Origin of the sequence: Pseudomonas sp. RC4D1, assembly GCF_018390395.1 — a bacterium.
Classification (GTDB): Bacteria; Pseudomonadota; Gammaproteobacteria; order Pseudomonadales; family Pseudomonadaceae; genus Aquipseudomonas; species Aquipseudomonas danubii.
The window spans coordinates 1,834,833-1,857,795 of the sequence record NZ_JAHBAW010000001.1 but is presented as its reverse complement, the minus strand read 5'-3'; the positions used below and the strand labels follow the sequence as shown (position 1 = coordinate 1,857,795).

At 63.7% G+C, this 22,963-nt stretch carries 25 protein-coding genes; 12 read left to right on the top strand and 13 right to left on the bottom strand.

Annotation, left to right across the window (positions count from 1 at the left end; translation table 11 throughout):
* Positions 1–103: 103 nt before the first annotated feature.
* Positions 104–577 carry a cyclic nucleotide-binding domain-containing protein gene (locus KHO49_RS08545; RefSeq protein ID WP_213664893.1) on the top strand — a complete coding sequence of 158 codons (474 nt, stop codon included), beginning with the start codon at positions 104–106 and terminating at the stop codon, positions 575–577.
* Here KHO49_RS08545 and KHO49_RS08540 read toward each other — a convergent pair.
* Positions 574–888 (bottom strand): hypothetical protein, encoded by a 315-nt coding sequence (locus KHO49_RS08540; RefSeq protein WP_102861641.1) that lies wholly within the window; start codon positions 886–888, stop codon positions 574–576. The two genes, KHO49_RS08545 and KHO49_RS08540, sit on opposite strands and share 4 nt — an antisense overlap.
* Positions 889–963: 75 nt before the next feature.
* Here KHO49_RS08540 and KHO49_RS08535 point away from each other — a divergent pair, with 75 nt between their 5' ends.
* The 4 genes from KHO49_RS08535 (at position 964) to KHO49_RS08520 (ending at position 3,107) form a co-directional block, all read left to right on the top strand.
* On the top strand, positions 964–1,650 hold the full coding sequence (locus KHO49_RS08535; RefSeq protein WP_102878749.1) for a spermidine synthase: 687 nt from the start codon (positions 964–966) through the stop codon (positions 1,648–1,650).
* A gap of 49 nt (positions 1,651–1,699) precedes the next feature.
* On the top strand, positions 1,700–2,077 hold the full coding sequence (locus tag KHO49_RS08530) for a YajD family HNH nuclease (protein WP_102861639.1): 378 nt from the start codon (positions 1,700–1,702) through the stop codon (positions 2,075–2,077).
* Positions 2,078–2,185: 108 nt separating this feature from the next.
* Positions 2,186–2,653 carry an RNA methyltransferase gene (locus KHO49_RS08525; RefSeq protein WP_102861638.1) on the top strand — a complete coding sequence of 156 codons (468 nt, stop codon included), beginning with the start codon at positions 2,186–2,188 and terminating at the stop codon, positions 2,651–2,653.
* Positions 2,654–2,735: 82 nt separating this feature from the next.
* Positions 2,736–3,107: a YgaP family membrane protein gene (locus KHO49_RS08520; RefSeq protein ID WP_213664892.1), complete on the top strand. Its 372-nt coding sequence runs from the start codon at positions 2,736–2,738 to the stop codon at positions 3,105–3,107.
* A gap of 39 nt (positions 3,108–3,146) precedes the next feature.
* Here the strand turns inward: KHO49_RS08520 and KHO49_RS08515 are convergent, their stop codons facing one another.
* Both KHO49_RS08515 and KHO49_RS08510 read right to left on the bottom strand, forming a co-directional pair.
* Entirely contained in the window at positions 3,147–4,382 is a 1,236-nt protein-coding gene (locus KHO49_RS08515; protein WP_102878747.1) for a hypothetical protein, read from the bottom strand.
* 50 nt (positions 4,383–4,432) lie between these two features.
* Complete coding sequence (locus KHO49_RS08510; RefSeq protein ID WP_102861635.1) at positions 4,433–4,882, bottom strand: YcgN family cysteine cluster protein; 450 nt, start codon at positions 4,880–4,882, stop codon at positions 4,433–4,435.
* A gap of 274 nt (positions 4,883–5,156) precedes the next feature.
* Between KHO49_RS08510 and KHO49_RS08505 the strand changes: the two genes are divergently transcribed.
* Positions 5,157–5,750: a nitroreductase family protein gene (locus KHO49_RS08505; protein ID WP_102861634.1), complete on the top strand. Its 594-nt coding sequence runs from the start codon at positions 5,157–5,159 to the stop codon at positions 5,748–5,750.
* A gap of 113 nt (positions 5,751–5,863) precedes the next feature.
* On the opposite strand, the gene KHO49_RS08500 is transcribed toward KHO49_RS08505, so the two are convergent.
* The 4 genes from KHO49_RS08500 to KHO49_RS08485 form a co-directional block, all read right to left on the bottom strand.
* Positions 5,864–6,796 (bottom strand): D-2-hydroxyacid dehydrogenase, encoded by a 933-nt coding sequence (locus KHO49_RS08500; protein ID WP_102878746.1) that lies wholly within the window; start codon positions 6,794–6,796, stop codon positions 5,864–5,866.
* 119 nt (positions 6,797–6,915) lie between these two features.
* Entirely contained in the window at positions 6,916–7,209 is a 294-nt protein-coding gene (locus KHO49_RS08495; RefSeq protein WP_016964446.1) for a YcgL domain-containing protein, read from the bottom strand.
* Positions 7,206–8,339, bottom strand: coding sequence for a ribonuclease D (gene rnd, locus KHO49_RS08490; RefSeq protein WP_102878745.1), 1,134 nt, complete (start codon positions 8,337–8,339; stop codon positions 7,206–7,208). The genes KHO49_RS08495 and rnd overlap by 4 nt, the downstream gene beginning before the upstream one ends.
* A 122-nt stretch (positions 8,340–8,461) precedes the next feature.
* The gene (locus KHO49_RS08485) at positions 8,462–9,124 is read right to left on the bottom strand and encodes a class I SAM-dependent methyltransferase (RefSeq protein WP_102878744.1); all 663 of its coding nucleotides are present in this window, start codon (positions 9,122–9,124) and stop codon (positions 8,462–8,464) included.
* 181 nt (positions 9,125–9,305) lie between these two features.
* On the opposite strand from KHO49_RS08485, the gene KHO49_RS08480 reads away from it, so the two are divergent.
* Complete coding sequence (locus KHO49_RS08480; protein ID WP_110651918.1) at positions 9,306–10,088, top strand: transporter substrate-binding domain-containing protein; 783 nt, start codon at positions 9,306–9,308, stop codon at positions 10,086–10,088.
* Here the strand turns inward: KHO49_RS08480 and cynR are convergent.
* Positions 10,067–10,957: a transcriptional regulator CynR gene (gene cynR, locus KHO49_RS08475; RefSeq protein ID WP_213664891.1), complete on the bottom strand. Its 891-nt coding sequence runs from the start codon at positions 10,955–10,957 to the stop codon at positions 10,067–10,069. The genes KHO49_RS08480 and cynR overlap by 22 nt on opposite strands.
* 108 nt (positions 10,958–11,065) lie before the next feature.
* On the opposite strand from cynR, the gene KHO49_RS08470 reads away from it, so the two are divergent.
* From KHO49_RS08470 to KHO49_RS08450, 5 genes are all read left to right on the top strand, one after another.
* Positions 11,066–11,725, top strand: a complete 660-nt coding sequence (locus KHO49_RS08470; RefSeq protein ID WP_102878741.1) for a carbonic anhydrase — start codon at positions 11,066–11,068, stop codon at positions 11,723–11,725.
* A 34-nt stretch (positions 11,726–11,759) separates the two neighbouring features.
* On the top strand, positions 11,760–12,230 hold the full coding sequence (gene cynS, locus KHO49_RS08465; protein ID WP_213664890.1) for a cyanase: 471 nt from the start codon (positions 11,760–11,762) through the stop codon (positions 12,228–12,230).
* A gap of 236 nt (positions 12,231–12,466) precedes the next feature.
* Complete coding sequence (locus tag KHO49_RS08460) at positions 12,467–13,651, top strand: cyanate transporter (protein WP_110651916.1); 1,185 nt, start codon at positions 12,467–12,469, stop codon at positions 13,649–13,651.
* Between the two features lie 21 nt (positions 13,652–13,672).
* Positions 13,673–14,581, top strand: a complete 909-nt coding sequence (locus tag KHO49_RS08455) for a DMT family transporter (RefSeq protein ID WP_213664889.1) — start codon at positions 13,673–13,675, stop codon at positions 14,579–14,581.
* Between the two features lie 180 nt (positions 14,582–14,761).
* Positions 14,762–15,700, top strand: a complete 939-nt coding sequence (locus KHO49_RS08450; RefSeq protein ID WP_102879086.1) for a LysR family transcriptional regulator — start codon at positions 14,762–14,764, stop codon at positions 15,698–15,700.
* Positions 15,701–15,712: 12 nt separating this feature from the next.
* On the opposite strand, the gene KHO49_RS08445 is transcribed toward KHO49_RS08450, so the two are convergent.
* From KHO49_RS08445 to KHO49_RS31360, 5 genes are all read right to left on the bottom strand, one after another.
* Positions 15,713–16,078, bottom strand: a complete 366-nt coding sequence (locus KHO49_RS08445; protein ID WP_110651914.1) for a 5-carboxymethyl-2-hydroxymuconate Delta-isomerase — start codon at positions 16,076–16,078, stop codon at positions 15,713–15,715.
* 82 nt (positions 16,079–16,160) lie between these two features.
* A complete protein-coding gene (locus tag KHO49_RS08440) occupies positions 16,161–17,351 on the bottom strand; it encodes a low temperature requirement protein A (RefSeq protein WP_213664888.1) in 1,191 nt (396 codons plus the stop codon).
* 238 nt (positions 17,352–17,589) lie between these two features.
* Positions 17,590–18,510, bottom strand: coding sequence for a LysR substrate-binding domain-containing protein (locus KHO49_RS08435; RefSeq protein WP_110595086.1), 921 nt, complete (start codon positions 18,508–18,510; stop codon positions 17,590–17,592).
* A gap of 90 nt (positions 18,511–18,600) precedes the next feature.
* On the bottom strand, positions 18,601–19,767 hold the full coding sequence (locus tag KHO49_RS08430) for a fimbrial protein (protein WP_213664887.1): 1,167 nt from the start codon (positions 19,765–19,767) through the stop codon (positions 18,601–18,603).
* A gap of 134 nt (positions 19,768–19,901) precedes the next feature.
* Entirely contained in the window at positions 19,902–22,895 is a 2,994-nt protein-coding gene (locus tag KHO49_RS31360) for a two-partner secretion domain-containing protein (RefSeq protein WP_213664886.1), read from the bottom strand.
* Positions 22,896–22,963 lie beyond the last annotated feature (68 nt).

Here is a 22,963-nt window from a genome sequence, read left to right as displayed (position 1 = left end):
GGAACTACCTGCGGCGCTCCTGTCTTAACCCTGGACCGCCGCCGGCAACCGCCGGACCGGGCCTGCGCCCGTGCAACAGACACAAGAAAAAGACCCTGATCCCATGTCTGAACCCACCTTACTGAACAACGAGATCCGCGTCTGGCTGATGGACTGCGGCCTGTTCGACCAACTGCAACCCGCCGACTTCAACGCGGCGGCCGGCTATTTCAGCATCAGCAGCATCGCCGAAGGCGAAGCGATCTTTCGTGAAGGCGATGCCGGCAGTTTCATGTGCATCATCCACAGCGGCCAGGTGGCCGTGCAAAAGAGCACCCTGGACGGCCAGCCGCTGACCATCGCCACCCTGCGCAGCGGCCGGGCCTTTGGCGAAATGGCAGTGCTCGATGGCGAGCGACGCTCGGCCACCTGCGTGGCGGCCAGCGATTGCCAGTTGCTCAACCTGGGCAAGGACTCCCTGGAGAAGATGCTCAACGATGCGCCGAAGATCGCCGCCAAGATCATCCGCGCCCTGGCTATTTCCCTGTCCAAGCGCCTGCGCATGGCCGACGGCCAGTTGCTCGCACAGCAGATCTAGGCTCCTTGCACCTTGGCCTTGTTGTCATTCTGCTCCAGCCCCGGCAGGGTCTGATCCTTGGGCGGCTTGGGCATGTCGATGGGCGGTAGCAAGGGCGCACTGCCACTGCTGCCGGTTTTCGGCGTGCTGGGTGGGGTCACTTGCGGATAAGGCGTGGGGGTGGCCGTGCCCGGGGTGCCTAGGGTCGGCGTCGGGGTCACCACCGGGGCGCTTTGCGGCTCGTCGGCCAGGGCCGGGCCAGCACTCAGCGCCAGGGCGGCGGTCAGGGCGAGCGCCGCTTGGGCAATCACCGTTAGAATAGTGCGCTTCATCAATGGCTCCATTGCTATTGTCTGGCGTCAGGCTACTCCCAACCGGGAGCTTTTGCCTTCCTCAATGAGATCTCCATGAAACGTTTCGTACTGCTGGACACCACTGCGATTCCCGACAACGGCGGTGCCTTGTGCCTGTTCGAATACGGTGAGGATTTCGTCATCAAGATCCAGGGCGGCGACGGCGGCCAATTGATGAACACCCGTATGCACGGCTCCGAGGACGCCCTGGCGCAGATTCCCTGCAGCAAGGTCGCCGGGCGCCCGAACTCGCGGGTGCTGATCGGCGGCCTCGGCATGGGCTTCACCCTGGCCGCGGCCCTCAAGCACCTGGGCCAGAGCGCCGAGGTGGTGGTCGCCGAACTGGTGCCCGGAGTGGTGGAGTGGAACCGCGGCCCGCTCGGGGAAAAGTCCGGCCGGCCGCTGCTGGACCCGCGCACGGTGATCCGCCTGGAAGACGTGGCCAAGGTCCTGCAGGCCGAGCCCCAGGGCTTCGACGCGATCATGCTCGACGTCGACAACGGCCCCGAAGGCCTGACCCAGAAAGCCAACAGTTGGCTCTACTCCAGCGCCGGCCTGGCCGCCTGTGCCCGCGCTCTGCGGCCCAAGGGCATTCTTGCGGTGTGGTCGGCCAGTGCCGACCAGAAGTTCTCCGAGCGCCTGCGCAAGGCCGGCTTCAAGGCCGAGGAAGTGCAGGTGTACGCTCACGGCAATCGCGGCACCCGGCATACCATCTGGATTGCCGAGAAGCTCAAGGCCTGAGCTAAACTTTGTCCATTACCGTCATTAGTCCTTCTACAAAGGTGAACCCATGAGTTCGTCCACTCCCCCGTCCAACACCGCCAAGCTGGACCGTATCCTTGCCGACGCCCAGCGCGACCGGGAAATGGGCTACCGCGACAAGGCGCTGAAGATGTACCCCCACGTCTGCGGCCGCTGCGCCCGGGAGTTTTCCGGCAAGCGCCTGAGCGAGCTGACCGTGCACCACCGCGATCACAACCACGACAACAACCCCCAGGACGGTTCCAACTGGGAACTCTTGTGCCTGTACTGCCATGACAACGAGCACTCGCGCTACACCGACCAGCAGTACTTCGGCGAAGGCTCCCTGAGCACCCCGAAAATTGCCAAGGCGACCCACAACCCGTTTGCCGCCCTGGCCGGGTTGATGAAGAAAGACGACGAGTAAGCTTTTCGCGGGCCAGCCGCCCGGCTTGCCCGCGAACCGCCGAGCACCCCGCCACACCCCGTACAATCCCCGTATAATCGCGCTCTTTTCCCCCAAGGCTCCTCGCTCGTGGCAAACAAAAGGTACAGCTGCATCGGTTTGTATAACCCCAAGTCACCGGAGAATGTCGGTTCGGTGATGCGCGCCGCCGGCTGCTATGGCGTCGCCTCGGTGTTCTACACCGGCAAGCGCTATGAACGTGCCCGCGACTTCGTCACCGACACCAAGAAGGTCCACCAGGACATTCCCCTGATCGGCATCGACGACCTGAAGAAAATCCTCCCCCTGGGCTGCATCCCGGTGGCCGTGGAACTGGTGGAAGGCGCCCGTGCGCTGCCGGAATACACCCACCCGGACCGCGCGCTGTACATCTTCGGTCCGGAAGACGGCTCCCTCGACAAGGAGATCCGCGACTGGTGCGAAGACGTGGTCTACATCCCCACCACCGGCTGCATGAACCTGGCGGCCACGGTCAACGTGGTGCTCTACGATCGCCTGGCCAAGGGCAACAACACCCGCTCCGGTCCGAAGTACTGAAAACCCGTCGATCAATCCCCGGGAACCAGCGACGCCCTGGTGCAGTCAGCTTTGTATCCCACACCGCCCTTGGAGACAGAGCATGAGCGAGCGCAAACAGCTGCAAACGATGGAAGCCACACCCTTGCCGAGCCAACCGACCCAGAACGTCCAGGGCTGGGAGCGTATCGGCTCCCTGGCCGGTGGCGTGGTGATGATGGGCAAGGGCCTGCGCCGCGGCGGCGTGTTCGGCCTGATTCAGGTGGCCATCGGTGGCGTGGCCCTGGCCCGGGGGATTACCGGCCATAGCTCGGCGAAAAGCCTGCTGGAGAAGAGCCGCCAGGACATGCACAACGTACGCAGCAAGATCGAGCGCGCCGGGGAAGAACTGCGCACTCTGAAAGCCAATGCCGAAGCGGCCAGCCGCCATGCCAAGGCGGCCAGCAATGATGAAGTGAAGACGCCCAAGGCTTGAGGCGAAGGCGTTCCTGCGGGTCCCCTGCGCGGGCAGAGGTCAGTGCAGCAGGCTGGTGTCCAGGACCTTGGACGATTCGCCCAGCACGTTTTCACTGAGCTGGATGAACTCGGCGGTGCTGACGCTTTCCAGGCGCATCGCCGCTTGCAGCACATCGTCCAGGGAACGCTTGTTGCGGGTCTTGAGGCGGATTTCCCGATCCAGCTCCTGCAACAGCAGCACGGCCTTGGCCACGGTGGCGCTGTCCACCTGCTCGCCCCGCAGGCTGTCGACCTTGTGACTGTCCCGGACCAGGCGCTTGTGCAGCACCTGATAGCGCTCGTCACTGATGCCACCGGCCCGGCGCAACAGTTCGATGCCGTAGTACTCCGCCAGCCCCTCGCTGATCCAGTCGCTGCCCTGGCTGTCGTTGATCCGCGACAGTGACTGCACCAGTTCCCGCAACAGCGGGCTGCTGCCGCTCTCGCTGACCAGGGGCAGGCGGCTATGGAGGAACAGCGAGTCACGCCCCGCCAGACTGCCGCGCCACATCGGATCGGCCGCGCCAACGATCAACAGCTTGCCGGGCTGACGCGGGAACACCGCCTGTACTTGCGGCCAGACAAAGGTCAGCAGGGTCAGCACGTCCATGCGCCGCATGCCCTGGCCCAGGGGCGACACCACGCTGACTTCGGTTGCTCCCAGACGCGTGCGGCGGCTGCCCAGGTTGCCGGCCAGCATCCAGCCGGCGGGACGGTCGAACAGCCGCGAGGGATTGTCGATGCGGAAGCGATTCTTGCCGATACGCGGCCAGGCGGTCTCGATGCTTTTCCAACCGGCCGGCAAATCGAAGTCCAGGCGCGCCACCAATTCGACGCCATCCTGTTGATCGAGCCGGGCCGGGGGCACCAGGGTCTCACCGCGCAACAGCGCCCAGTTGGCGCTGCTGCGGCTGTCGTAGCTGCCCTTCTTGATGCTGTGACTCAGGCGCACCCTGTAGCTGAGGCTGGCCTTGCCGCTGGCCGGACGCCAGACACCGCGCTGGCCACCGGCATCCGCCGCCCCGGCCTGCCATTGGCCATCGGCCTTGAAGTCGCTGTAGTCGCCGTCCCGCCCCAGGTCGAAGTCCAGGCTGCGCAAGGCCGAGCCCTCGGCCAGGGTCAGGCGCACCTCGGCCTGATCGCTCTGGGGCAGGAAACGCACGTGATAATCCAGATCGACTTTCTTCGCCGCAAAGGCCGATGCGCTCAATGCCAGCATTGCAGCGGCCAGCGCCAGTTTCGCCCCCACCCTCATACACACTCCTTTCCTGGGTAACCTGGTTCTGCAGCCAACGCGGCGAATCCTCAGCCGGCGCGGAAAATCAGATGATCCTCCCAGTCCTCTTCCGCCACGCTGCCTTCGGCCAGCATGCGCCCGGACTGGGAAATACGTTCGTGGTGCACCGCATCGCGATCGCCGCACACCAGGTGGTGCCAGAGCGGCAGGTCCTTGCCTTCGCTCACCAGGCGGTAGCCACAGGTGGGTGGCAGCCACTTGAATTCGTCGGCCTTGCCCGGGGTCAGTTGGATGCAGTCGGGCACCGACGCCCGGCGATTGGGGTAGTCGCTGCACTGGCAGGTTTTCAGGTCCAGCAGTTTGCAGGCGATGCGCGTGTAATAGACGCTGTTGTCGTCCTCGTCCTCAAGCTTTTGCAGGCAGCACAGACCGCAGCCATCGCACAACGACTCCCATTCGTCCTGGTCGAGCTGTTCGAGGGTTTTGCGTATCCAGAAAGGTTCGACTTTGGCGGCCATGGCTCAAGCATCAGTATCCGAGGGTGAAAAGGCCGCCAGTCTAGTGCCGAAGGCCCGGCGGGCCAAGCGCTTACGACTGTCGGTAGGCCGGGGCTTGTCAGCGGCAGGCCCGCACAGTAGCTTTGCGCCTCGGACCACCCCGCGTCCGAGTGCCATTAACGCTCGACCGCGTTGCACCCGGCAAACCGCACGGGGTCAGGAATACCCCTTCGCTCAGCTGATCTGCGCTTGCCGGTTTATTCCACCCTTCTCACTTGCTGCCAGGAGTTTTTCCATGAGCGCCAATCCTCGCGTTGCCGATTACGCCATCCACCCGCAGTTCACTCAGCGCTGGTCGCCACGGGCCTTCACCGGCGAAACCATCCCTGAAGAAACCCTGCTGAGCTTCTTCGAAGCCGCGCGCTGGGCGCCTTCGGCCTACAACTCGCAACCCTGGCGCTTTCTCTATGCCCGACGCGATACGCCGAACTGGGAGCGCTTCCTCGGCCTGCTCAACGAATTCAACCGTGGCTGGGCGCAACATGCCTCGGCCCTGGTGATCGTGATTTCCAAGACCACCTTCACTGCCCCCGGCGCCACGGAAGAAAGCCCGGCCCTGTGGCACACCTTCGACACCGGCTCGGCCTGGGGCCACCTGGCACTGCAGGCCAGCCTCAGCGGCTGGCACACCCACGGCATGGCCGGCTTCGACCAGGAGCTGACCCGCAAGGAGCTGAAGATTCCAGAAGGCTATGCACTGCACGCAGCGATAGCGGTGGGCAAGCTGGGAGACAAGTCGACCCTGGCCGACTACCTGCAGGCCCGGGAAGAACCGAGCCCGCGCCGTCCATTGAGCGAGACCGTGGCCGAAGGCGATTTCAGCCTCTAAAACCGCGATCGCCTCTGTAGGAGCGAGCTGGCTCGCGAAGCCCTGAAGGCCGCCGCGCGTGCCTGGCAAGCGCGGCTTTCGCGAGCAAGCTCGCTCCTACGATCAGGCACGTTTCAGTAGCCGCGAGCGAAATCCACTTCGCCGCGCAAGGCCTGCTTGGCCTGGTAGGCCCGCAGGTTGTCGACGAACAACTGCACCATCAGTTCCGGCGAGGTCGGCGCCGAGCTGTGGCCCGTCAGCAGCAAGCCCCAGGCCGTCCAGAACGGGTGCCGTTGCGGCAAGGGTTCCTGGCGGCAGACATCGATCACCGCCCCTGCCAGATGCCCATCCTTGAGGGCCTGCACCAAGTCACCATCAACCACGGAAACACCACGGCCCACATTGATGAACAGCCCCGTGGACTTGAATTGCTTGAACAGCGCCGCGTCATACAGGTCGTGGGTACTTGGGGTGTTGGGCAGCAGATTGACCACATAATCCACCTCCCCCACCAAGCGTCCCAGGTCTTCCAGGCCGGCCACTTCGATAAAGGGGGCCTGCTCCCGCGCCTGGCTGGCGATGCCGTACAGCTTCACGCCAAAGGGCAGCAGAAATTGCGCCACGCTCTGGCCGATGTCGCCGGTGCCGACGATCAGCACCTTGCGCCCCACCAGGCTCTGGCCCATGCGGTTGTCCCACTTGCGCTCCACCTGGCTGACCAGCCGCGCCAGCACTTCGCGCTCATGGCCGAGGATGTAGGTAAGCACGTACTCGGCCATTACCTGGCCGAAGATGCCCACCGCCCGGGTCAGGCGGTAATGCCGGGGCAGACCGTCGGCCAGCAACGGGGTGATACCGGCCCAGGTGGATTGCAGCCACTGGGGCTGATGGCCCTGACGCAGCAGGGTCGCCAGCAGGTCCGGCTGGCCCAGCCAGACCGGGCAATCGGCCGCCAGCCGCGACAGTTCGGCGGAATCGCCGCTGGTCAGCACTTCCAGCTCCGGGGCCGCCTGACGCAACAGGCGGGCATAAACAGCGTGATCGTGTTCGGCAATCAGAACGCGCATGGTTCAAACCTTAAAAAACGGTGCAGGCCGCCGCCGACGGAGCATTGCTCCATCGATCAAGGCGGTGGCCAGGTCAGTCAATTGCATTTCACAGCGGCTCGGGACCGAGCCTCTAGAGGTCAGACCGGATCATTGCGGCGCAGCAACTCTTCGGGCAAGTGCTCGATGTACTCGTCTTCCGCCGGCGGCATCTGCAAGTGATAGCCCTGCTTTTCGAGGTTCTCCAGCACCTGGTGGATGTCCTCCCGGGACAGCTTGCGCTCCGGGGTCAGCACCAGATCGAAGGCATGTTGCGGCTTGCCGAAAGCCAGCAGCAGGTTTTCCGGCACGCGTTCCAGGGCCTCGCTTTTCAGGACGTAGAGGTACATCTCGTTCTTGCGTGGGCTTTTATAGATGGAGCAGATACGTTTCAAGGCTGTTCTCCGGCGGTGGCCAGGCTGTCCAGCAGCGCCTGGCCCATCAATTCGCGGCGCCAGCCACGCAGCGAATCAGGCAATTGGTAAGGCCCGTTGGGGTAGCCGCTCTTGAGCAGGCTCTCCAGGGTTTTCTTGCGCAGCATGACTTCCGGGGCGATGCCCAGACGCTCGGCCTCGGCCTGCCCCACTGCCTTGAGGCGCTTGAGCAGGGCCGCGGCTTCGATCGGCAACGGCTCGGGTACGGCCGGCGGCCATTGATCCGGGCCAAGGGCCGCGGTGCGCTTGATCAGGTCGAGGAGAAACTCGCCGTCCTGACGCACGGTACGCGGGTGCATGTCTTCGATCTTGGCCAGCGCCGCCAGCGTATCGGGCTGGGTCTTGGCCAGGGGCCAGAGGGCGTGTTCACGCACGATGCGGTTGCGCGGCAAGTCCCGGGCACGGGCTTCACGCTCGCGCCAGGCACAGAGCTCACGCAGCACCGCCAACTGGGCACGGGAGAGTTTCCAGGCCAGCTTGGCCTCGCGATAAACCTCGTAGGGGTCCACTTCGCGGCGCAGGTTGGCCACCAGCTCGGCGCCGTCTTCCAGCACCCAGCGGTACTTGTCCTCGGACAACTTCGGCCGCAGCTCGGTAAACACCTGGGCCAGATGCACGGCATCTTCGGCGGCGTAGCTGACCTGGGTTTCCGAGAGCGGGCGCTGCAGCCAGTCGGAGCGGGTCTCGCCCTTGGGCAGTTCGATGCCCAGGACTTCCTGCACCAGGCGCGAATAGCCCATGGAAAAGCCAAGGTTCAGGTAGGCAGCCGCCAGTTGCGTGTCGAACAAAGGCGCCGGCAGACTGCCGGTCAGGCGCAGCAGGACTTCGAGGTCCTCACTGCAGGCATGCACCACCTTGACCACCGCCGGGTTCTCCAGCAGGGCCGCCAGGGGCTTCCAGTTGTCGATGGTCAAAGGATCAATCAGGTAAGCGCGCTGCCCATCGCCGATCTGCAACAGGGCGGCGATGGGATAGAAAGTGTCGACCCGCATGAATTCGGTGTCGAGGGCGACGAATGGCAACTGCTGCCACTCGGCGCAAAACTGACCGAGGCTATCGTTGTCGCGAATCCAGTGTATATCGATGGCCACACGGCTCTCCCTTGAAGAATGGCGCGCAGTATATATCGCCTCCGGCGATTTCTGAGCATTCACCCGACAAGAGCAAGTGCGAAACCTTATGTCGGACGGCAAGAATAGTCCGAGAGTCGCAATCAGCTGGGTTTTCTAAGGACATAGACCCGCGCCGCCCCACAGCCGGGCAGGAAATCCTGCTGGCTCACGACCTCGAAACCGGCCTGCTTGAACTCGCCTTCCAACTGCACCCTGCCGATCGCCAGTGACGCCGCGGACTCTCCCCGCGCAGTGGCCAGGTGCTTGAACAACGGCTCGACCCGGGTCGCGAGGATCACCGAATCACGGCTGACCCGATGAAACTCCCGCAGCAGCGCCAGACGATCCTCACTGCGGGTCACATGGGCAAACAGTTGCATGCAGATGATGCTGTCCACCGCATTGGCCGACAGACCAATGTCGAACGCCGAGCTGTGCAAGGTCTTGACCCGTTGCAGCAGGCTGGCCGGGTGATGGGTCTGGGCATGATTGAGCATGTCCTGGGAAGGGTCCGACGCCAGGATCACCCGGTTGCCATGTTCGGCCAGTACCGGCCAGTAACGCCCGGCACCACAGGCCACATCCAGGATCAGTCCCGGCTCGCCGGCCACTTTCAGGGCATGGCGTACCAGGCGCACCGTGCGCCACAGCGCCAGGCGCGCGGCAAGCCCGGCAGGCCGGGGCTCGCCGCAGACCCGGGCGTGCTCCTGGTCATAGCGCCGGGCGAACTCCAGCTCGATGGATGGTGGGGGATGGGACGACATGACTGGCGAACTCTTGTAGGTATCCAGAAGCCACAGGTTAACCAGTCGTTCGTGAAAAAAAGGTCGAAAGCCCTCGAGCGGTTTTGTCCAGGCGGGGCACCAGGCCACCCTTGCCCGACCCAGGGCCGATGCCAATAATGCTTCGGCACCGCGTCCCGCCCTTCACTTCAAGGAACGACCCATGCTGCCCCGCCTCTTGCTCTGCACTCTGCTCGGCCTCAGTGCCCCCGCCCTCAGCTTCGCCCAGGACCCGACCTCCCGTCTGGACCAGGTACTCGAACGTGGCCACGTCACGGTCTGCACCACCGGCGACTACAAGCCCTACAGCTACCTGCGCGACGATGGCCACTACGAAGGCATCGACATCGACATGGCCGAATCCCTGGCGAAAAGCCTCGGGGTCCGGGTGAAGTGGATCAACACCACCTGGAAGACCCTGATGGCGGACTTCCAGAGCCAGCAATGCGATATCGCCGTCGGGGGTATTTCCGTCTCTCTGGAGCGGCAGAAAAAAGCCTTCTTCAGCCAGCCCCTGGGGATTGACGGCAAGATTCCCCTGGTGCGCTGCCAGGACCTCAAGCGCTATGCAACCCTGGAGCAGATCAACCAGCCCTCGGTGCGCCTGATCGAACCACCGGGTGGCACCAACGAAGTCTTCGCCCGGGCCCATGTGCCCAAGGCCGAGCTGATCCTGTTCGCCGACAACGTGAAAATCTTCGATCAGTTGCTGACCAAGCAGGCCGACGTGATGATCACCGACGCCTCGGAGGCGCGCTTCCAGCAGAAGCACAAGCCGGGGCTGTGCGCGGTCAACCCCGAGCGCTACCTGCAATACAGCGAGAAGGCCTTTCTCCTGCCTCGGGATGACATGGCCTGGAAAAGCTACGTCGACCAGTGGCTGCACCTGAGCAAGGCCACCGGCGCCTATGACCAAGTGGTGAATCAGTGGCTGGCGGCGCCGTAGTCCTGGTCCAGCAGCATCTGCCGAAAGGCCTGGCAGGCGGCGCTGCGATAGGCGCCCCGGCGTTCCAGCAGCACCACGCTGCGGGGCGCCGGGGGTGATTGCAGGGCCAATGCCCGCAAGCCCGGCTGCTCGCGGGCGATGGCACTCGGAAGCAGGGTCGCCAACGGCCCGCGACGCACGATCTCGACAATCCCACTCACCGAATTGGCCTCGATGGCGATACGCGGCGCAATGCCCTGTTGCCGGCAATACAGGTCGATATGCTGGCGCGTGGCAAAGTCGGCGCTGAGCAGCACCAGGGAATGACGAGCCAGGGCCGAGGCACTCAAGGGTTGCTGGCCCTGCTGCGGATAGTGCTGGCCGACCATCAGGCTCAGGGTTTCGGTGAACAGCGGCTGGCTGTGGATGTCCGCCAGGTGCTCGCCGGCAAAGGCGATCCCCAGGTCCAGGCGGTCCTCGGCCAGGGCTGCTTCCAGGCGATCCTGGGTCATTTCCTCAAGGCTCAGGTCGATCCCCGGGTACTGCTGGTTGAAGCGGCTGAGCAAGGGGCCGGTGAGGTAGGCAGTGAAGGTCGGGGTCAGCGCCAGGCGCAGTGAACCGCGGCTCAGGTCCTGCACATCATGGATCGCCCGCTTGGCCGCCTGCAGGTCCTGCAGGGCGCGGCGTGCATAGACGACATAGGCCTGACCGGCATCGGTGAGACGCACGCTGCGCCCGGAGCGGTCGAACAACGGCGCCCCCAGGGACTCCTCCAGCTGTTTGATCTGTTGCGACAAGGTCGGCTGGGAAACATGCAGCGCCTCGGCGGCACGGGTGAAATTGCAATGCTCGGCCACGGCCAGCAGGTAACGGATATGACGCAAGAGCATGACGGCTCCAACTATAGGCAGGGCTTATGGAAAGCATAATAAACCGGTCTTGGACGCTATAGCCGAACACTTCCATCCTTGCCCCATCAGCGACGCAAGGAGACTCCCATGCAGAACATCATCGACGGCTTCCTCAAGTTCCAGCGCGAGGCCTTTGTGCAACGCAGCGAGCTGTTCAGGCAGCTGGCCAACAAGCAGAGCCCCGGCACCCTGTTCGTCACCTGCTCCGATAGCCGGGTCGTTCCCGAGCTGCTGACCCAGCAGGAGCCCGGCGACCTGTTCGTGATTCGCAACGCCGGCAACATCGTCCCCAGCTACGGCCCGGAACCCGGTGGCGTGTCGGCCACCGTGGAATACGCGGTAGCGGTGCTGGGGGTGAGTGACATCGTCATCTGCGGCCATTCCGACTGCGGCGCAATGACCGCCATCTCCACCTGCAAATGCCTCGATCACCTGCCCGCCGTGGCCAACTGGCTGCGCCACGCCGAGTCGGCCAAGGTGATCAACGCCGCCCGCCAGCATGCCTCCCCCGCCGAGCACCTGGACGCCCTGGTGCGTGACAACGTGATCGCCCAGTTGGCGAACCTCAAGACTCATCCTTCGGTGGCCCTGGCCCTGGAACAGGGCCGGCTGAACCTGCATGGCTGGGTGTATGACATCGAGCGCGGCGCCATCGCCGCCCTCGACGGCAACAGCCAGCGCTTTGTCTCCCTGACCGAACACCCGCAGACCTGCGCCCTGGCCAGCCACGCTTCAACCGCTGCCTGAACAACCCCTTTCATCCCCCAAGAGGAACAGACCCATGCTGCAATCTCAATTCGCCCAAGCTCCACGCCTGGCCCTGGCCGACACCATCATCGACGCCAAGGCGCGCCAGAACCTGTCGTGGCAGGACCTTGCCGACGGTACCGGGCTGAGCCTGGCCTTCGTCACCGCCGCCCTGCTGGGCCAGCATGCCCTGCCCGCTGCTGCTGCCGATCGGGTATGCGAAAAACTCGGCCTGGACCAGGACGCCAACCGCCTGCTGCAGAGCATTCCCCTGCGGGGCAGCATCGCCGGGGGCATCCCCACCGACCCGACCGTCTACCGCTTCTATGAAATGCTCCAGGTCTACGGCTCGACCCTCAAAGCCCTGGTGCATGAGCAGTTTGGCGACGGCATCATCAGCGCCATCAACTTCAAGCTGGACATCAAGAAGGTCGAAGACCCGGAAGGTGGTTCCCGCGCGGTGATCACCCTGGATGGCAAGTACCTGCCAACCAAACCGTTCTGATCCACCATGCCTAGTCGCCGCCGCTGCAGGCGGCGCCGGGTCGCAACGAGGCACCGGGCCTTACCGATAAACCGCGGCGCCCGGTTTGCCCCGTCCTGCGCACCGAATCGCAGCCTATGGCAGCGGTTACAGGTCCGCAGTGATATTTAGTTTTTAAATAACACTGCGGACTTTCTGATTTGCCCCGACTGTCCCCCTCGCCGCCTAATCAGCCCCTGTTCCTTGAAGGTCTGGTTATGGAAAACGTTCGTGCAAGTTCCCGTCCCGCGCTCTGGCTGATGGTCAGCGTGGTCCTGGTGGCCCTCAACCTGCGGCCGTCGATGGCCGCCGTCGGCCCTCTGCTGTCGGGCATCCGTGGCGATGTCCCGCTGAGTTTCAGCCTGGCGTCGCTGCTGACCATGTTGCCGGTCATGGCCATGGGCCTGGCGATGTTCTTCGGCATGGCCATCAGTCAGCGCCTGGGCGAACACCGCACGGTGGTCCTGTCCTTGCTGATCATCGGGCTGGCCACGGTCTCGCGGTTGTTCATGGGCTCGGCGGCGGAGCTGATTCTCAGCGCCGTGCTGGCCGGTGTCGGCATCGCCCTGATCCAGGCGCTGATGCCGGCCCTGATCAAGTCGCGTTTTGCCGATAACGTCTCGCTGTTCATGGGCCTGTATGTCACCTCGATCATGGGCGGCGCGGCCATCGCGGCATCCTTCGCCCCACTGGTGATGAACCACAGCGGCAGTTGGCGCCTGGCCCTGGCGATCTGGGCCGGCCTGGCCCTGCTGGCCCTGGTGTTCTGGTCCGCCCAGCGCCGTTCACTGCCTAGCCTGCCGGCCGCCGGCGGCGGGCGTGAGTCCTTCAGCGGCAATCGCCGGGCCTGGCTGCTGGCGGTGTTCTTCGGTCTTGGCACCGCGTCCTACACCTGCGTGCTGGCGTGGCTGGCGCCCTACTACGTGGAGAACGGCTGGAGCGAACAGAACGCCGGCCTGCTGCTGGGCTTTCTCACCGCCATGGAAGTGATTTCCGGGCTGGTCACCCCGGCCATCGCCAACCGCAGCCAGGATCGGCGCCGAGTGCTGGTGGCCCTGCTGGTGCTGATCATCGCCGGCTTTTGCGGCCTGATCCTCAGCCCGCAATACCTGAGCCTGCTCTGGCCGTGCCTGCTGGGCCTGGGCATTGGCGGACTGTTTCCCATGAGCCTGATCGTGTCCCTGGACCACTTGCCCGACCCGCGCCGGGCCGGCGGCCTGACCGCCTTCGTGCAGGGCATCGGCTACCTGATCGCCGGCCTGTCACCGCTGCTGGCGGGGATGATCCGCGACCAGTTGGGCAGTTTCGAATGGGCCTGGTGGTCACTGACGGCAGTGATGGGGGTGATGATCCTCATGGTGCTGCGCTTCGACCCTCGGCATTACGCCCGGCACATCCGCTGAGCATCGGCCCGGGAGGCCTGCATGAACCCTGTGAGTTTCACCCAAGCCAACCTCGGCATGCTGCTCTGGGCAGCGCTGATCGCCGCCTCGTTCTTCGCGGCCGCCCAGGTCAGCCAGGCCATCGATCCGGTGCTGCTGACCGCCCTGCGCCTGTTGTTCTCGGCACTGATGTTCGTGCCCCTGCTGTGGTTCCAGGGCGCTGCGGCGCCGACCCGGGCCGGATTGGGCGCCCACGCGGTATTGGGCCTGCTGCTGGCGCTGTACTTTGGCTCGCTGTTCGAAGCCCTGCGCTACACCTCGGCGGTCAACACCGGCACCCTGTTCACCCTGGTGCCGCTGCTGACCCTGGCGTTCGAAGGCTGGCTGTTGCCCGGCGGCAGCCAGCAACGCCGCCTGCTGCCGATGCTGGTGGCCGGCGCCGGGGCCTTGCTGTTGGTGCTCAAGGGGGGCGCGCCGGGGCAGTTGCCCTCCCTGCATGCCATGGCGGTCTATGCCCTGGGCTGCCTGGCCATGGCGGCCTATTCGCCCCTCAGCCAGCGCTTCAAGGCTCGCAGCCTGCAAGGCCGCAGCCCGGCCGCCATGACGTTCTGGAACATGCTCTTCGGGGCGCTGTTCCTGTTTGCCGCCAGCCTGGTCAGCGGCGGCTGGCGCAGCGCCGCCCTGCTCGGCAGCAACGACCTGCTGTGGCTGCTGTACCTGGCCCTGTTCGCAACCCTAGCGACCTTCTGGTTGTTGCACCGGGCCATAGGCGTCATCGCCCCTTCCACGGTGATTTCCTACATCTACCTGAGCACCCTGTTCCTCACCCTGTTCCACTGGTTGTGGCTGGGCCAGCGTCCGCTCCTGGGAGAAGGGCTCGGTGCTCTGCTGGTGGCCCTGGGCATGTTCGGTCTGGTGCGCGGCAGCCGTCCCGGGGCAGCCATGGCCTGAAATGACCCTGAGACAGGGGACATTATTCTGCGAGAAACTGCGCAGGTCGTGTTATCGGAATTTAATGTCCGGATGCTGTCCGCGAATCCCCACCCCGGGCATTTGATTAGGACGATCGTTCCGCTAGCATCGACCCGGTTTGTGCGCCACCGGCGCCAGGTGCTCAGCGGGATGGAACAGATGCTCATCAGCAACGTGCTCAGAAAACTCGACATGCAGGACCTGATGGTCTTTATCGCGGTGTACGAGCAAAGCAGTGTCACCGGGGTATCGGAAACCCTGTGCGTCAGTCAGTCGACTGTCAGCTACTGCCTGAAGAAACTGCGCAACGGCTTCGAGGACGAGCTGTTCATCAATACCCGCACCGGCATGCGCCCGACCTACAAGGCCACCAGCATGTACAGCCACGTGCTGAAGATCCTGGAAAGCATCAATCTGTGCCACAGCGGCGTACCGGCCTTCGATCCGACCCGCCAGGCCGTGACCTTCAACCTCTGCGCCCCGGAATACTTCGAGCTGCTGATCCTGCCGCGCCTGCTCAAGGGGTTCGACTACGCCGACCTGCCGGTGACGGTCAATGTGCAGAAGCTTGAGAGCGACATTCCTGCCGAGGAGCTGCGTGACGGCAGCATTGACTTGGTGATCTGCTTTGGTCCGAACTTCCATCGCAGCCATGCCGACTTCAAGTCGCAGATGCTGCTGGAGGACGATCTGGTGTGCGTCTTCGACAAGCGCGCCACACCGCCCAAGGAGCCGCGTTTCAGCCTGCAATCGTTCATCGAACGGCGCCACGTTTTTCCTACGCCCTGGACGTCGGACAGCAACATGGTGGATGGCTGGCTGGCCCGCCAGGCGCACAAGCGGCAGATCGTCGCCCGCTCCAACAGCTACAGCGCAGCGCTGAAAATGATCACCGGCACCGACTTCATCCTGACCCTGCCTCGACGCATCCAGGCCTTGCTGGCCAACGAAGCGGTATTCAACCATTGCGAGGCCCCCAGCGGCCTGCCGGGGTTCACCCTGGACATGCAATGGAACCAGAACACCGATCAGGACAGCGCGCAGACCTGGTTCCGCGAACAGGTGGTCAAGGTCTGCGCCGAACCGGGCCTGCTTTAGGCCCTGCCCCCATCAGAGACCGACAGTCGCCTTGCTGTAGGACGCGCGGTCGATGTCGATAATCTCCACGCACAACTGCACCGCCAGCTCAGCCGGCCAGGGCGCCAGGTCCTGCAGCAGGGCCAGCAGGCTGTCGGACAATTGCTTCTTGATCTCCGGCGAGCGGCCGCTGAGCAGGGCCAACTTGACGTGGACAAAGGCCCGCTCACCCAGGCCGGTACCCACCCGGAACGACTCGACCTTCACTGCCCGGCTCTTGATATCGAACTCATCGGCAAACTGCCCGGAGGCCACCAGCCCGTGATTGAGCCGCAGCAGCGCCTTGTCGACGTCCAGCTGGGGCAGGTTGGCGGTGTATTCCATATGCAGGTGCGGCATGGCAGAACTCCTGGTCTGTCAGGGGGAAAAGGCGCTCCATACTACACAAGGCACGACCTAGCGCTTGCATTATCCGCTGGCCTCATTGCCCCGCCGTCGCTGCCCGCTCGCGCAGGGCCAGGGTTTCCCAGGCGGCCACGAGCACCATCACCAAGGTGGTCAGGCTGCCCAGGGCCAGAGCAGAAAACAGCTGATTCCAGGCGGCCGGCAACAACAGCAACAGCACCGCGAGCCCGGCCAGGTGCGACAGCGGCGGCAACAGCCGATCGTTCATCACCCACTTGAACAGGGCGCAGCCCAAGAGGAACAGCCAGGGACCACCGACTATCACCAGTACCCCGGCCGGGCTGGCGTGCTCCGGGTGCATCAGCACCAGCTCATCGGCCACGGCACTGACAATGATCCCCGCCACGATCAGCAGGTGCAGATAGGTGTAGGCGATGCGCGCCTGACGCCCCGGGTCGTCGGAATGAGCGATACGGTGGTGGGCACGCTCGGCGCCACTGTCGAAATACACCCACCACATGGCGATGCTGCCCAGCACCGCCACCACGAACCCCAGCAGCCCCTGGGCGCTGGTGGCCAGCTCGGCGAAGGTGGCACCGGTCACCAGCAGCGATTCTCCCAGGGCGATGATCACGAACAGGCCGCAGCGCTCGGCCATGTGATTGCCTTCCACATTCCAGTCGGCCAGGGTCGAACGCCCCAGCCCCGGCACCCAGAAATACAGCGACGGCGACAGTACTTCGATGGTCAGGGCCAGCCCCCACAAGGCCAGCCGCTGCGGGCCCTCCAGCAGGCCGCCGGTGATCCAGAAAACCCCCGAGAACATCAGCCACAACAGGATGCGCTGGAAGTTGCGGGTCATGTTTACCGGCTCGCCGCGCACTGCCCACAGGGAATAGGCGGTGCGGCCCACCTGCATGAACACATAGGCGCCGGCAAACAGCAGGCCGCGCTCACCGAAGGCCTGGGGAATCGACGACGACAGCAGCAACCCCGCCACCATCAGCACGAACAGCCCGAGGCGGATCGGCAGGGTTTCCGGGTCCAGCCAGTTGGTGATCCACGACGTGAAGATCCACACCCACCACACCGCCACCATCAGCAACGCCACCTGCAGCGCCCCGCCCAGGGACAGATGGGCCAGCAGGGAATGGGACAACTGGGTCACGGCGAACACGAACACCAGGTCGAAGAACAGCTCGACCATGCCAACCTTGCCGCTGTCGTGGCTGCCACGCCCACGCAACAGGGAACGGGAACGACTCATGGGCACACTCCACCGATCAATGTTTCAACAGACGATCCACACAGCAAAGCAGCCGCCTGTGCCTATGCCAAGCTGGCGGCCTCCGTTCACTGCGCCGCTGTAGCCGCTGCCGCAGGCTACGACCCAGTCCGCAGGACGGGCAAGGCCGCCCACCCGATCCGCCAGGCAGACCGCATGGGCCGGTTTCGGGCCCGCTGCGCGGTCCATCGCAGCCTGCGGCAGCGGCTACAAAGCACGATTAGCTCGCGAGGGGCTCCCGCTCGCTCATGAAGGCTTCCAGCCGTGAGCGCAGCCAGCGCTCGGCGGGGTCGGTATCGACATGGCTGAGCCAGACCATGGACAGGTCCAGGGTTGGGGTCTTGAACGGAAACGGCTCGCAGTACAGCTGCCCCGAGGCGGCCATGGCCGCAGCGGCGTAGTCGGGCAGGCTGGCAATCAGCTTGGTCCCGGCCAGCAGGGCCGGCAAAGAACTGTACTGCGGCACCGACAGCACGACCTGACGGGTGCGGCCGATCTCCGCCAGCCACTCATCGGCGAAGCCGGCGACATTGGCGGTGTGGGATACCAGCACATGCGGCCGCGCACAGTACTCATCGAGGGTCAGCGGCGTGTCGCTGGCGTCGGCCCGCAGCAAGCAGGGCTGGATATGCCGCAACAGCTTGCGCTTGGCATTGGCCGGCAGGCCCCGGGTCTGGCTGATGCCGACGGTGATGTCGCCGGAGGCCAGCAAGTCGGGAATCCGCCAGTAGTCCACGTGCTGCACCACGACCACCACCTGCGGTGCTTCCTGGCGCAGGGCTCGCAGCAAAGGCGGCAGCAGGCCGAACTCGACGTCGTCGGACAGGCCGATACGGAAGGTCATGGTGCTGCTGGCGGGATCGAAATCGTGGGTCAGGCTCAGGGCCGAGGACAGCGCGTCAAGGGCCGGCGACAGGTGCTGGATAAGCTGCTCAGCACGCGCCGTGGGCTCCATGCGATGGCCGACACGGATGAACAGCGGATCGTTGAACATCGCCCGCAAACGGTTGAGGGCGGAGCTGATGGTGGGCTGGCCGAGAAACAGCTTCTCCGCTACCCGGGTGACATTGCGTTCCAGCATCAACGCCTCGAACACCACCATCAGGTTGATGTCGGCCTTGCGCAATTCATTGCGATTCATCGGTGCTCCCCCGGTCCCCAGACGGAGGTCAGTGTAGAAAGGCCTGTGGGCCGGCGTCCAGGTAAACACCCGAGGCCTGCGGCCGGTGCTTCAGTCGAAGGTGAAGTTGAACTGGGCGCTGCTGTTGGCTGCCCCCTCAGTGATCGGCCCCGTGCGAATGTACTGGGCGCGAAAGCTGAAGCTGGCGCTATCGCTGCCCAACAGGCGCTCCATGGCGTATTGAGTGCCATTGCAATGAATGCGCGGAATCTGCTCATTGAACATAACGATGCCGACGCCCTTGGCGACGGACCGCACCTGATCCTGAGCCGATTGAGTCAGCCCCAGGATCCCTGTCGGGTCGCAGCGCGAGGCGGGTTCGGCGCTGAACGCGACCTTCGGCAGGCTGTTGAACGAGCAGTCGTTGACCTCAAGCCTGGCCACGGCCGAGGGCGGCGAAGTCGAGCCCAGCGTGGGAAAGTCATTGGCCGAGGGACTGCCCAGACGCAGCGTAACGTTGCGGGTGACCACCTGGCACTTGGCGGCGAACTTGACGCCTTCGGCGCCCAGCAGATCCTGTTCGCTGAGCAACAGTTGTTTCGAACACCGATCCCGGTTGTCCTGCTGCGGCAGCTCCAGCAAGTGTTGCCCGACCTGGGCCACGCCCGCGTCCAGGTCCAGCGCGTACATCGCCACCTGGACACCGGCTAGGCTGTTGACCTGCAGCGATCCCTTGGGTAACTCATTGGCGGGTCGGGTCAGAATCAGCGAATACACGTAGTTTATGAAGTCTTTTTTCAGCTCGCCGTTTGAGCTCTCCACCCTGTATTTTTTTAGTACCAAGGGATAGAAACTACCCGTCAGTATCTGCGCGTCCGAGCCTGAAGGATAGGCCGTCACTTTAAAACTGATGCCATCGATATTGGTCGGAACGATGCCATCGAGAAACCTGATCCCCGGCAAATGCGCACCTAAAACCAATTCATGCGGCTCCTTGGTTACAGACTTCTCAGTGGTGGTGTATTCAATGATCGGGTTCACATGACGCTGTTTCAACACGGACCCCACCGGCGTGCTCCGGGTCAGTGGTGTGATCTCGACCCAATCCTGGGCAGAGCCGCCATAACTACTAAACACGCACCCTTTGGCATTGCCCTCATCGGTAACGGCGTACACCGGCGCGCTCGCCTGCACGCCCAACAGCATCAGGATGATCGCGCGTATCAACAGAACGCGCCGGCGCCCATCGGTGAGGAGCCTGGACCATGGATCACTCATCGGTCATTGCCTCTTTTTCCAAGCCGGCCCCTGGTGCACGCTGCGGTGCCCCGGGAGCCGGTCAATCGATAGTGAATAGGTGGCAAGTGCCCGGCATGCCAGGGGCAGCCGGGCCGAGGTCTTGCCGACGCTCCTTAGTCCATCAGGCCTTTGGAAACCCGGGCCGAAGAGTTGGTGCCGTGGTTGACGCCGATCTGGTTACCGTAAGTCTGGAAGTAGGCCCAGACGGTATCGACCTTGCCGGTGGATTTCGAGCCTTGGATCCGCCCCTCGTTAACACCCACCAGCCCACCCAGGGTGGCACGCCAGCCGCCACTGACGCGGCCACGGGATTCGGAGTTGACGATCCGCGACTGGTTGTCGCCGACCAGGCCCCCGACCTTGCTGTGCCAGGTTCCATGGACATTGCCGGTCGCCACGGCACGCTCGATCACGTGGTCGTAGTAATCGGCGTTGAAGCCCACCAACCCACCCACGGAGCTGTAGGTATCGCCAAAGACCTTGCCGTGAGCCGCAACCGAGACCAGGTCACCATCGTTGTAGCCGACCAGACCGCCGATATTGCTCTTGGCGTAGCCCTCCACCGCACCATGCGCCTTGGCATCGTAGATCAGGCCACCGATGTTGCTACCGACCAGACCGCCGACGTTGGCCTTCACACCTCCTTTGACATCGCCCTTGGCCTCGATGTAACCGCGGATGGTGCTGTCGTCACTTTTTCCGACCAGGCCACCCAGGTTCGTGCCGAAGCGGTCAATCACATCGCCAGTCGCCTTGACGTTGCTCACCACGCTCTGGTTCTGCTGCGAGCCGATCAACCCACCAGCGGACTCGCTGCCCACCCCGTAAACGTTACCGCTGGCACTGGAACCGCTGATGGTGCCAGAGCGGTTGAACCCGACCAGGCCGCCAATATGGCTCTCCAGCGCGCCGTACACGTTCATCGAGGAACTGGAGCCGGTAATGGTGCCGTTCTGGTTGTTGCCCACCAGCCCGCCCAGGTTCAGTCCCTTATAGAGTGGATTGTAAGTACCGATGGTGCCCTTGCTCGACGAGTTGGAAATCACTGCGCCATTGTTGATCCCAACCAGTCCTCCGGCGCCGCCCATGGCCTGTTTATACATCTTGGTGGTGATATCGACATCACTGGCACTGCCGCTGATGAGACCGACTCTGCCATTGCCGAAGCGGTTTTCCCCGGCCACGCCGCCGATGGCCGTGGTCAGGCTGCCGCCGTACAACGAACCGGCTACCGAAGAGTCGCTGATCGAGCCGCCGTAGTTGCCCCCCACCAAGCCGCCGACCTTGTTGCGCTGGTCGCTATTGGCAGAGACCTGCATATCGCGGGCACTGACCCGTTCGATGCTGCCACTGTTGCGCCCCACCAGACCGCCAATTTCACTGAAACCGTTCTTGCTGTTTCGCCCGTGGACGGTGATCGAGGCCAGCTTCAGATCGCTGATGGTGCCGGAGGACTGGCCGAACAATCCGGCGTACAGGCCCGAACTGTTGATGGTGAAGCCACTGATGGTATTGCCCAGGCCGTTCAAGGAGCCGGTGAACACCTGATCACCGCCAATCGAGTTGATGCTCCCCGAGCCCTTGATCTGATTGCCCAGGACATAGTGGTCATCGAGCTTGTTGCCGATGGCCTGCAACTGCTGGCTGTTCTGGATCACTTTGTGCTGCTTGCCATTGGCGTCAAACCCGGCGTTCTCTCCAGACAAGGTCACCAGGCCCTTGTTGCCCACGACCAGTTGCTCGCCATGCTTGACCACCAGGCTGTTGTTGACGCCGGTGAGGCTCACGTGACTGTCGAGACGGACCGACTTGGCGGCGTTCAATTCCAGGCGCGAGTTGTCACCCGTGGCGTTGATCCGTTGATTGACCTTGACGTCCTTGGCGGAGGTCAGGGTCAGTTGGTTGCCGCTTTTCCACTCCACCGCAGCGTCCACCGCCACATCGCCATTACGGCTGCGCAGATGAACGTTGGTGTTGTTCAAGTTCTGGGAGAGCGTGCTTTCGACCAGGGCCGGATTGCCGGGCTCACCCGTGGAACCCACCTTGACCTCGTTGGACTCAACGATCCAGGCGCCGGTACGACCGTTCCTGGAGCGGGTATCGACTTCGGCGTTGAGTTCGACCCGAGTGACCGCGCCCGAAGTTTGAACCGTACCGCCGTTACCGTCGGTGGCTGAGGCCTTGGCCGTCAATTTCCCACCCACATTGACCACGCCACGCTCACCACCGTCCAGAACAATGCGCCCATCCTTGTTGGACAGGGTATTGGCCTCGATCACGCCCTGGTTGTTGACCACTGCCTGAGTCAGCGCATTGGCGCTCTTGGCCAGCATCATCACCTGACCGCCATCGGCCTTGATCAGCGCGGTGTTCTGCACCAATGCATCGGCGGCGGCCCCCTTGACCTCTAGGTTGATCAGATTGTCGCTACCCAGGCTCAGGGTGAAATCGTTACCGGCGCCCAGGGCCACGGCGCCCTGATTGGCGACGATTTCGCCATTGTTGCGCACCCGCGCGCCCAGCAGCGCCACGTAGCCGCCGTCGGCCGCGGTGATCTTGCCGTCGTTGATCACTTCAACCGCCGATTTTCCGGTGAACTGATAGCGACCGTTATTGAAGTCATCGTCACTGATGCCACGGGTCGAGGCCACCAGGCCACCCACGTTGACCTGGGCGCCCTGACCGATCAGCACCCCGTTGGGGTTGATCAGAAACACCTGGCCGTTGGCATTCAGCATGCCCTGGATATTACTGCCCCTTAAGCCGGTCACCCGGTTCAGGGCGATGGACTCGCGCCCGGGTTGGTTGAAGGTCACCGACTTATCGGCACCGATGCTGAACTCGTTCCAGTTGGTCACCAACTTGTCACTGTGTTGCTGGATCACCATGTTGTTACCCGTGACGTTGTAGTCAGCACTACCGCTAACCGTAACGTTTCCCTGGGGCAACGCCATCGCCGGCGTCAGTCCTCCCAGGGCAAGCAAGCCGGCTGCCATCACCAGCAACCCCTTGCGCCCACCACTGCGACGCCGGCGCCGCGCGCCCTCGCACGTCACGCTCCAGCGACCTTGGGCCTGGTTCCATACCAACGCATAAATCTTATTCACAATGACTCCTTATTGACGTTTAAACGCTCTGCTGTTTTTCGCAGAACGGCACTACTTCCAAAGCACAC

What these genes read in the sequence shown, in the direction of transcription:
- KHO49_RS08545 (WP_213664893.1), top strand. Translation starts at nt 104, where the DNA reads ATGTCTGAACCCACCTTACTGAACAACGAGATCCGCGTCTGGCTGATG.
- KHO49_RS08540 (WP_102861641.1), bottom strand. Translation starts at nt 888, where the DNA reads ATGAAGCGCACTATTCTAACGGTGATTGCCCAAGCGGCGCTCGCCCTG.
- KHO49_RS08535 (WP_102878749.1), top strand. Translation starts at nt 964, where the DNA reads ATGAAACGTTTCGTACTGCTGGACACCACTGCGATTCCCGACAACGGC.
- KHO49_RS08530 (WP_102861639.1), top strand. Translation starts at nt 1,700, where the DNA reads ATGAGTTCGTCCACTCCCCCGTCCAACACCGCCAAGCTGGACCGTATC.
- KHO49_RS08520 (WP_213664892.1), top strand. Translation starts at nt 2,736, where the DNA reads ATGAGCGAGCGCAAACAGCTGCAAACGATGGAAGCCACACCCTTGCCG.
- KHO49_RS08515 (WP_102878747.1), bottom strand. Translation starts at nt 4,382, where the DNA reads ATGAGGGTGGGGGCGAAACTGGCGCTGGCCGCTGCAATGCTGGCATTG.
- KHO49_RS08510 (WP_102861635.1), bottom strand. Translation starts at nt 4,882, where the DNA reads ATGGCCGCCAAAGTCGAACCTTTCTGGATACGCAAAACCCTCGAACAG.
- KHO49_RS08505 (WP_102861634.1), top strand. Translation starts at nt 5,157, where the DNA reads ATGAGCGCCAATCCTCGCGTTGCCGATTACGCCATCCACCCGCAGTTC.
- KHO49_RS08500 (WP_102878746.1), bottom strand. Translation starts at nt 6,796, where the DNA reads ATGCGCGTTCTGATTGCCGAACACGATCACGCTGTTTATGCCCGCCTG.
- KHO49_RS08485 (WP_102878744.1), bottom strand. Translation starts at nt 9,124, where the DNA reads ATGTCGTCCCATCCCCCACCATCCATCGAGCTGGAGTTCGCCCGGCGC.
- KHO49_RS08480 (WP_110651918.1), top strand. Translation starts at nt 9,306, where the DNA reads ATGCTGCCCCGCCTCTTGCTCTGCACTCTGCTCGGCCTCAGTGCCCCC.
- cynR (WP_213664891.1), bottom strand. Translation starts at nt 10,957, where the DNA reads ATGCTCTTGCGTCATATCCGTTACCTGCTGGCCGTGGCCGAGCATTGC.
- KHO49_RS08470 (WP_102878741.1), top strand. Translation starts at nt 11,066, where the DNA reads ATGCAGAACATCATCGACGGCTTCCTCAAGTTCCAGCGCGAGGCCTTT.
- cynS (WP_213664890.1), top strand. Translation starts at nt 11,760, where the DNA reads ATGCTGCAATCTCAATTCGCCCAAGCTCCACGCCTGGCCCTGGCCGAC.
- KHO49_RS08460 (WP_110651916.1), top strand. Translation starts at nt 12,467, where the DNA reads ATGGAAAACGTTCGTGCAAGTTCCCGTCCCGCGCTCTGGCTGATGGTC.
- KHO49_RS08455 (WP_213664889.1), top strand. Translation starts at nt 13,673, where the DNA reads ATGAACCCTGTGAGTTTCACCCAAGCCAACCTCGGCATGCTGCTCTGG.
- KHO49_RS08450 (WP_102879086.1), top strand. Translation starts at nt 14,762, where the DNA reads ATGCTCATCAGCAACGTGCTCAGAAAACTCGACATGCAGGACCTGATG.
- KHO49_RS08445 (WP_110651914.1), bottom strand. Translation starts at nt 16,078, where the DNA reads ATGCCGCACCTGCATATGGAATACACCGCCAACCTGCCCCAGCTGGAC.
- KHO49_RS08440 (WP_213664888.1), bottom strand. Translation starts at nt 17,351, where the DNA reads ATGAGTCGTTCCCGTTCCCTGTTGCGTGGGCGTGGCAGCCACGACAGC.
- KHO49_RS08435 (WP_110595086.1), bottom strand. Translation starts at nt 18,510, where the DNA reads ATGAATCGCAATGAATTGCGCAAGGCCGACATCAACCTGATGGTGGTG.
- KHO49_RS08430 (WP_213664887.1), bottom strand. Translation starts at nt 19,767, where the DNA reads ATGAGTGATCCATGGTCCAGGCTCCTCACCGATGGGCGCCGGCGCGTT.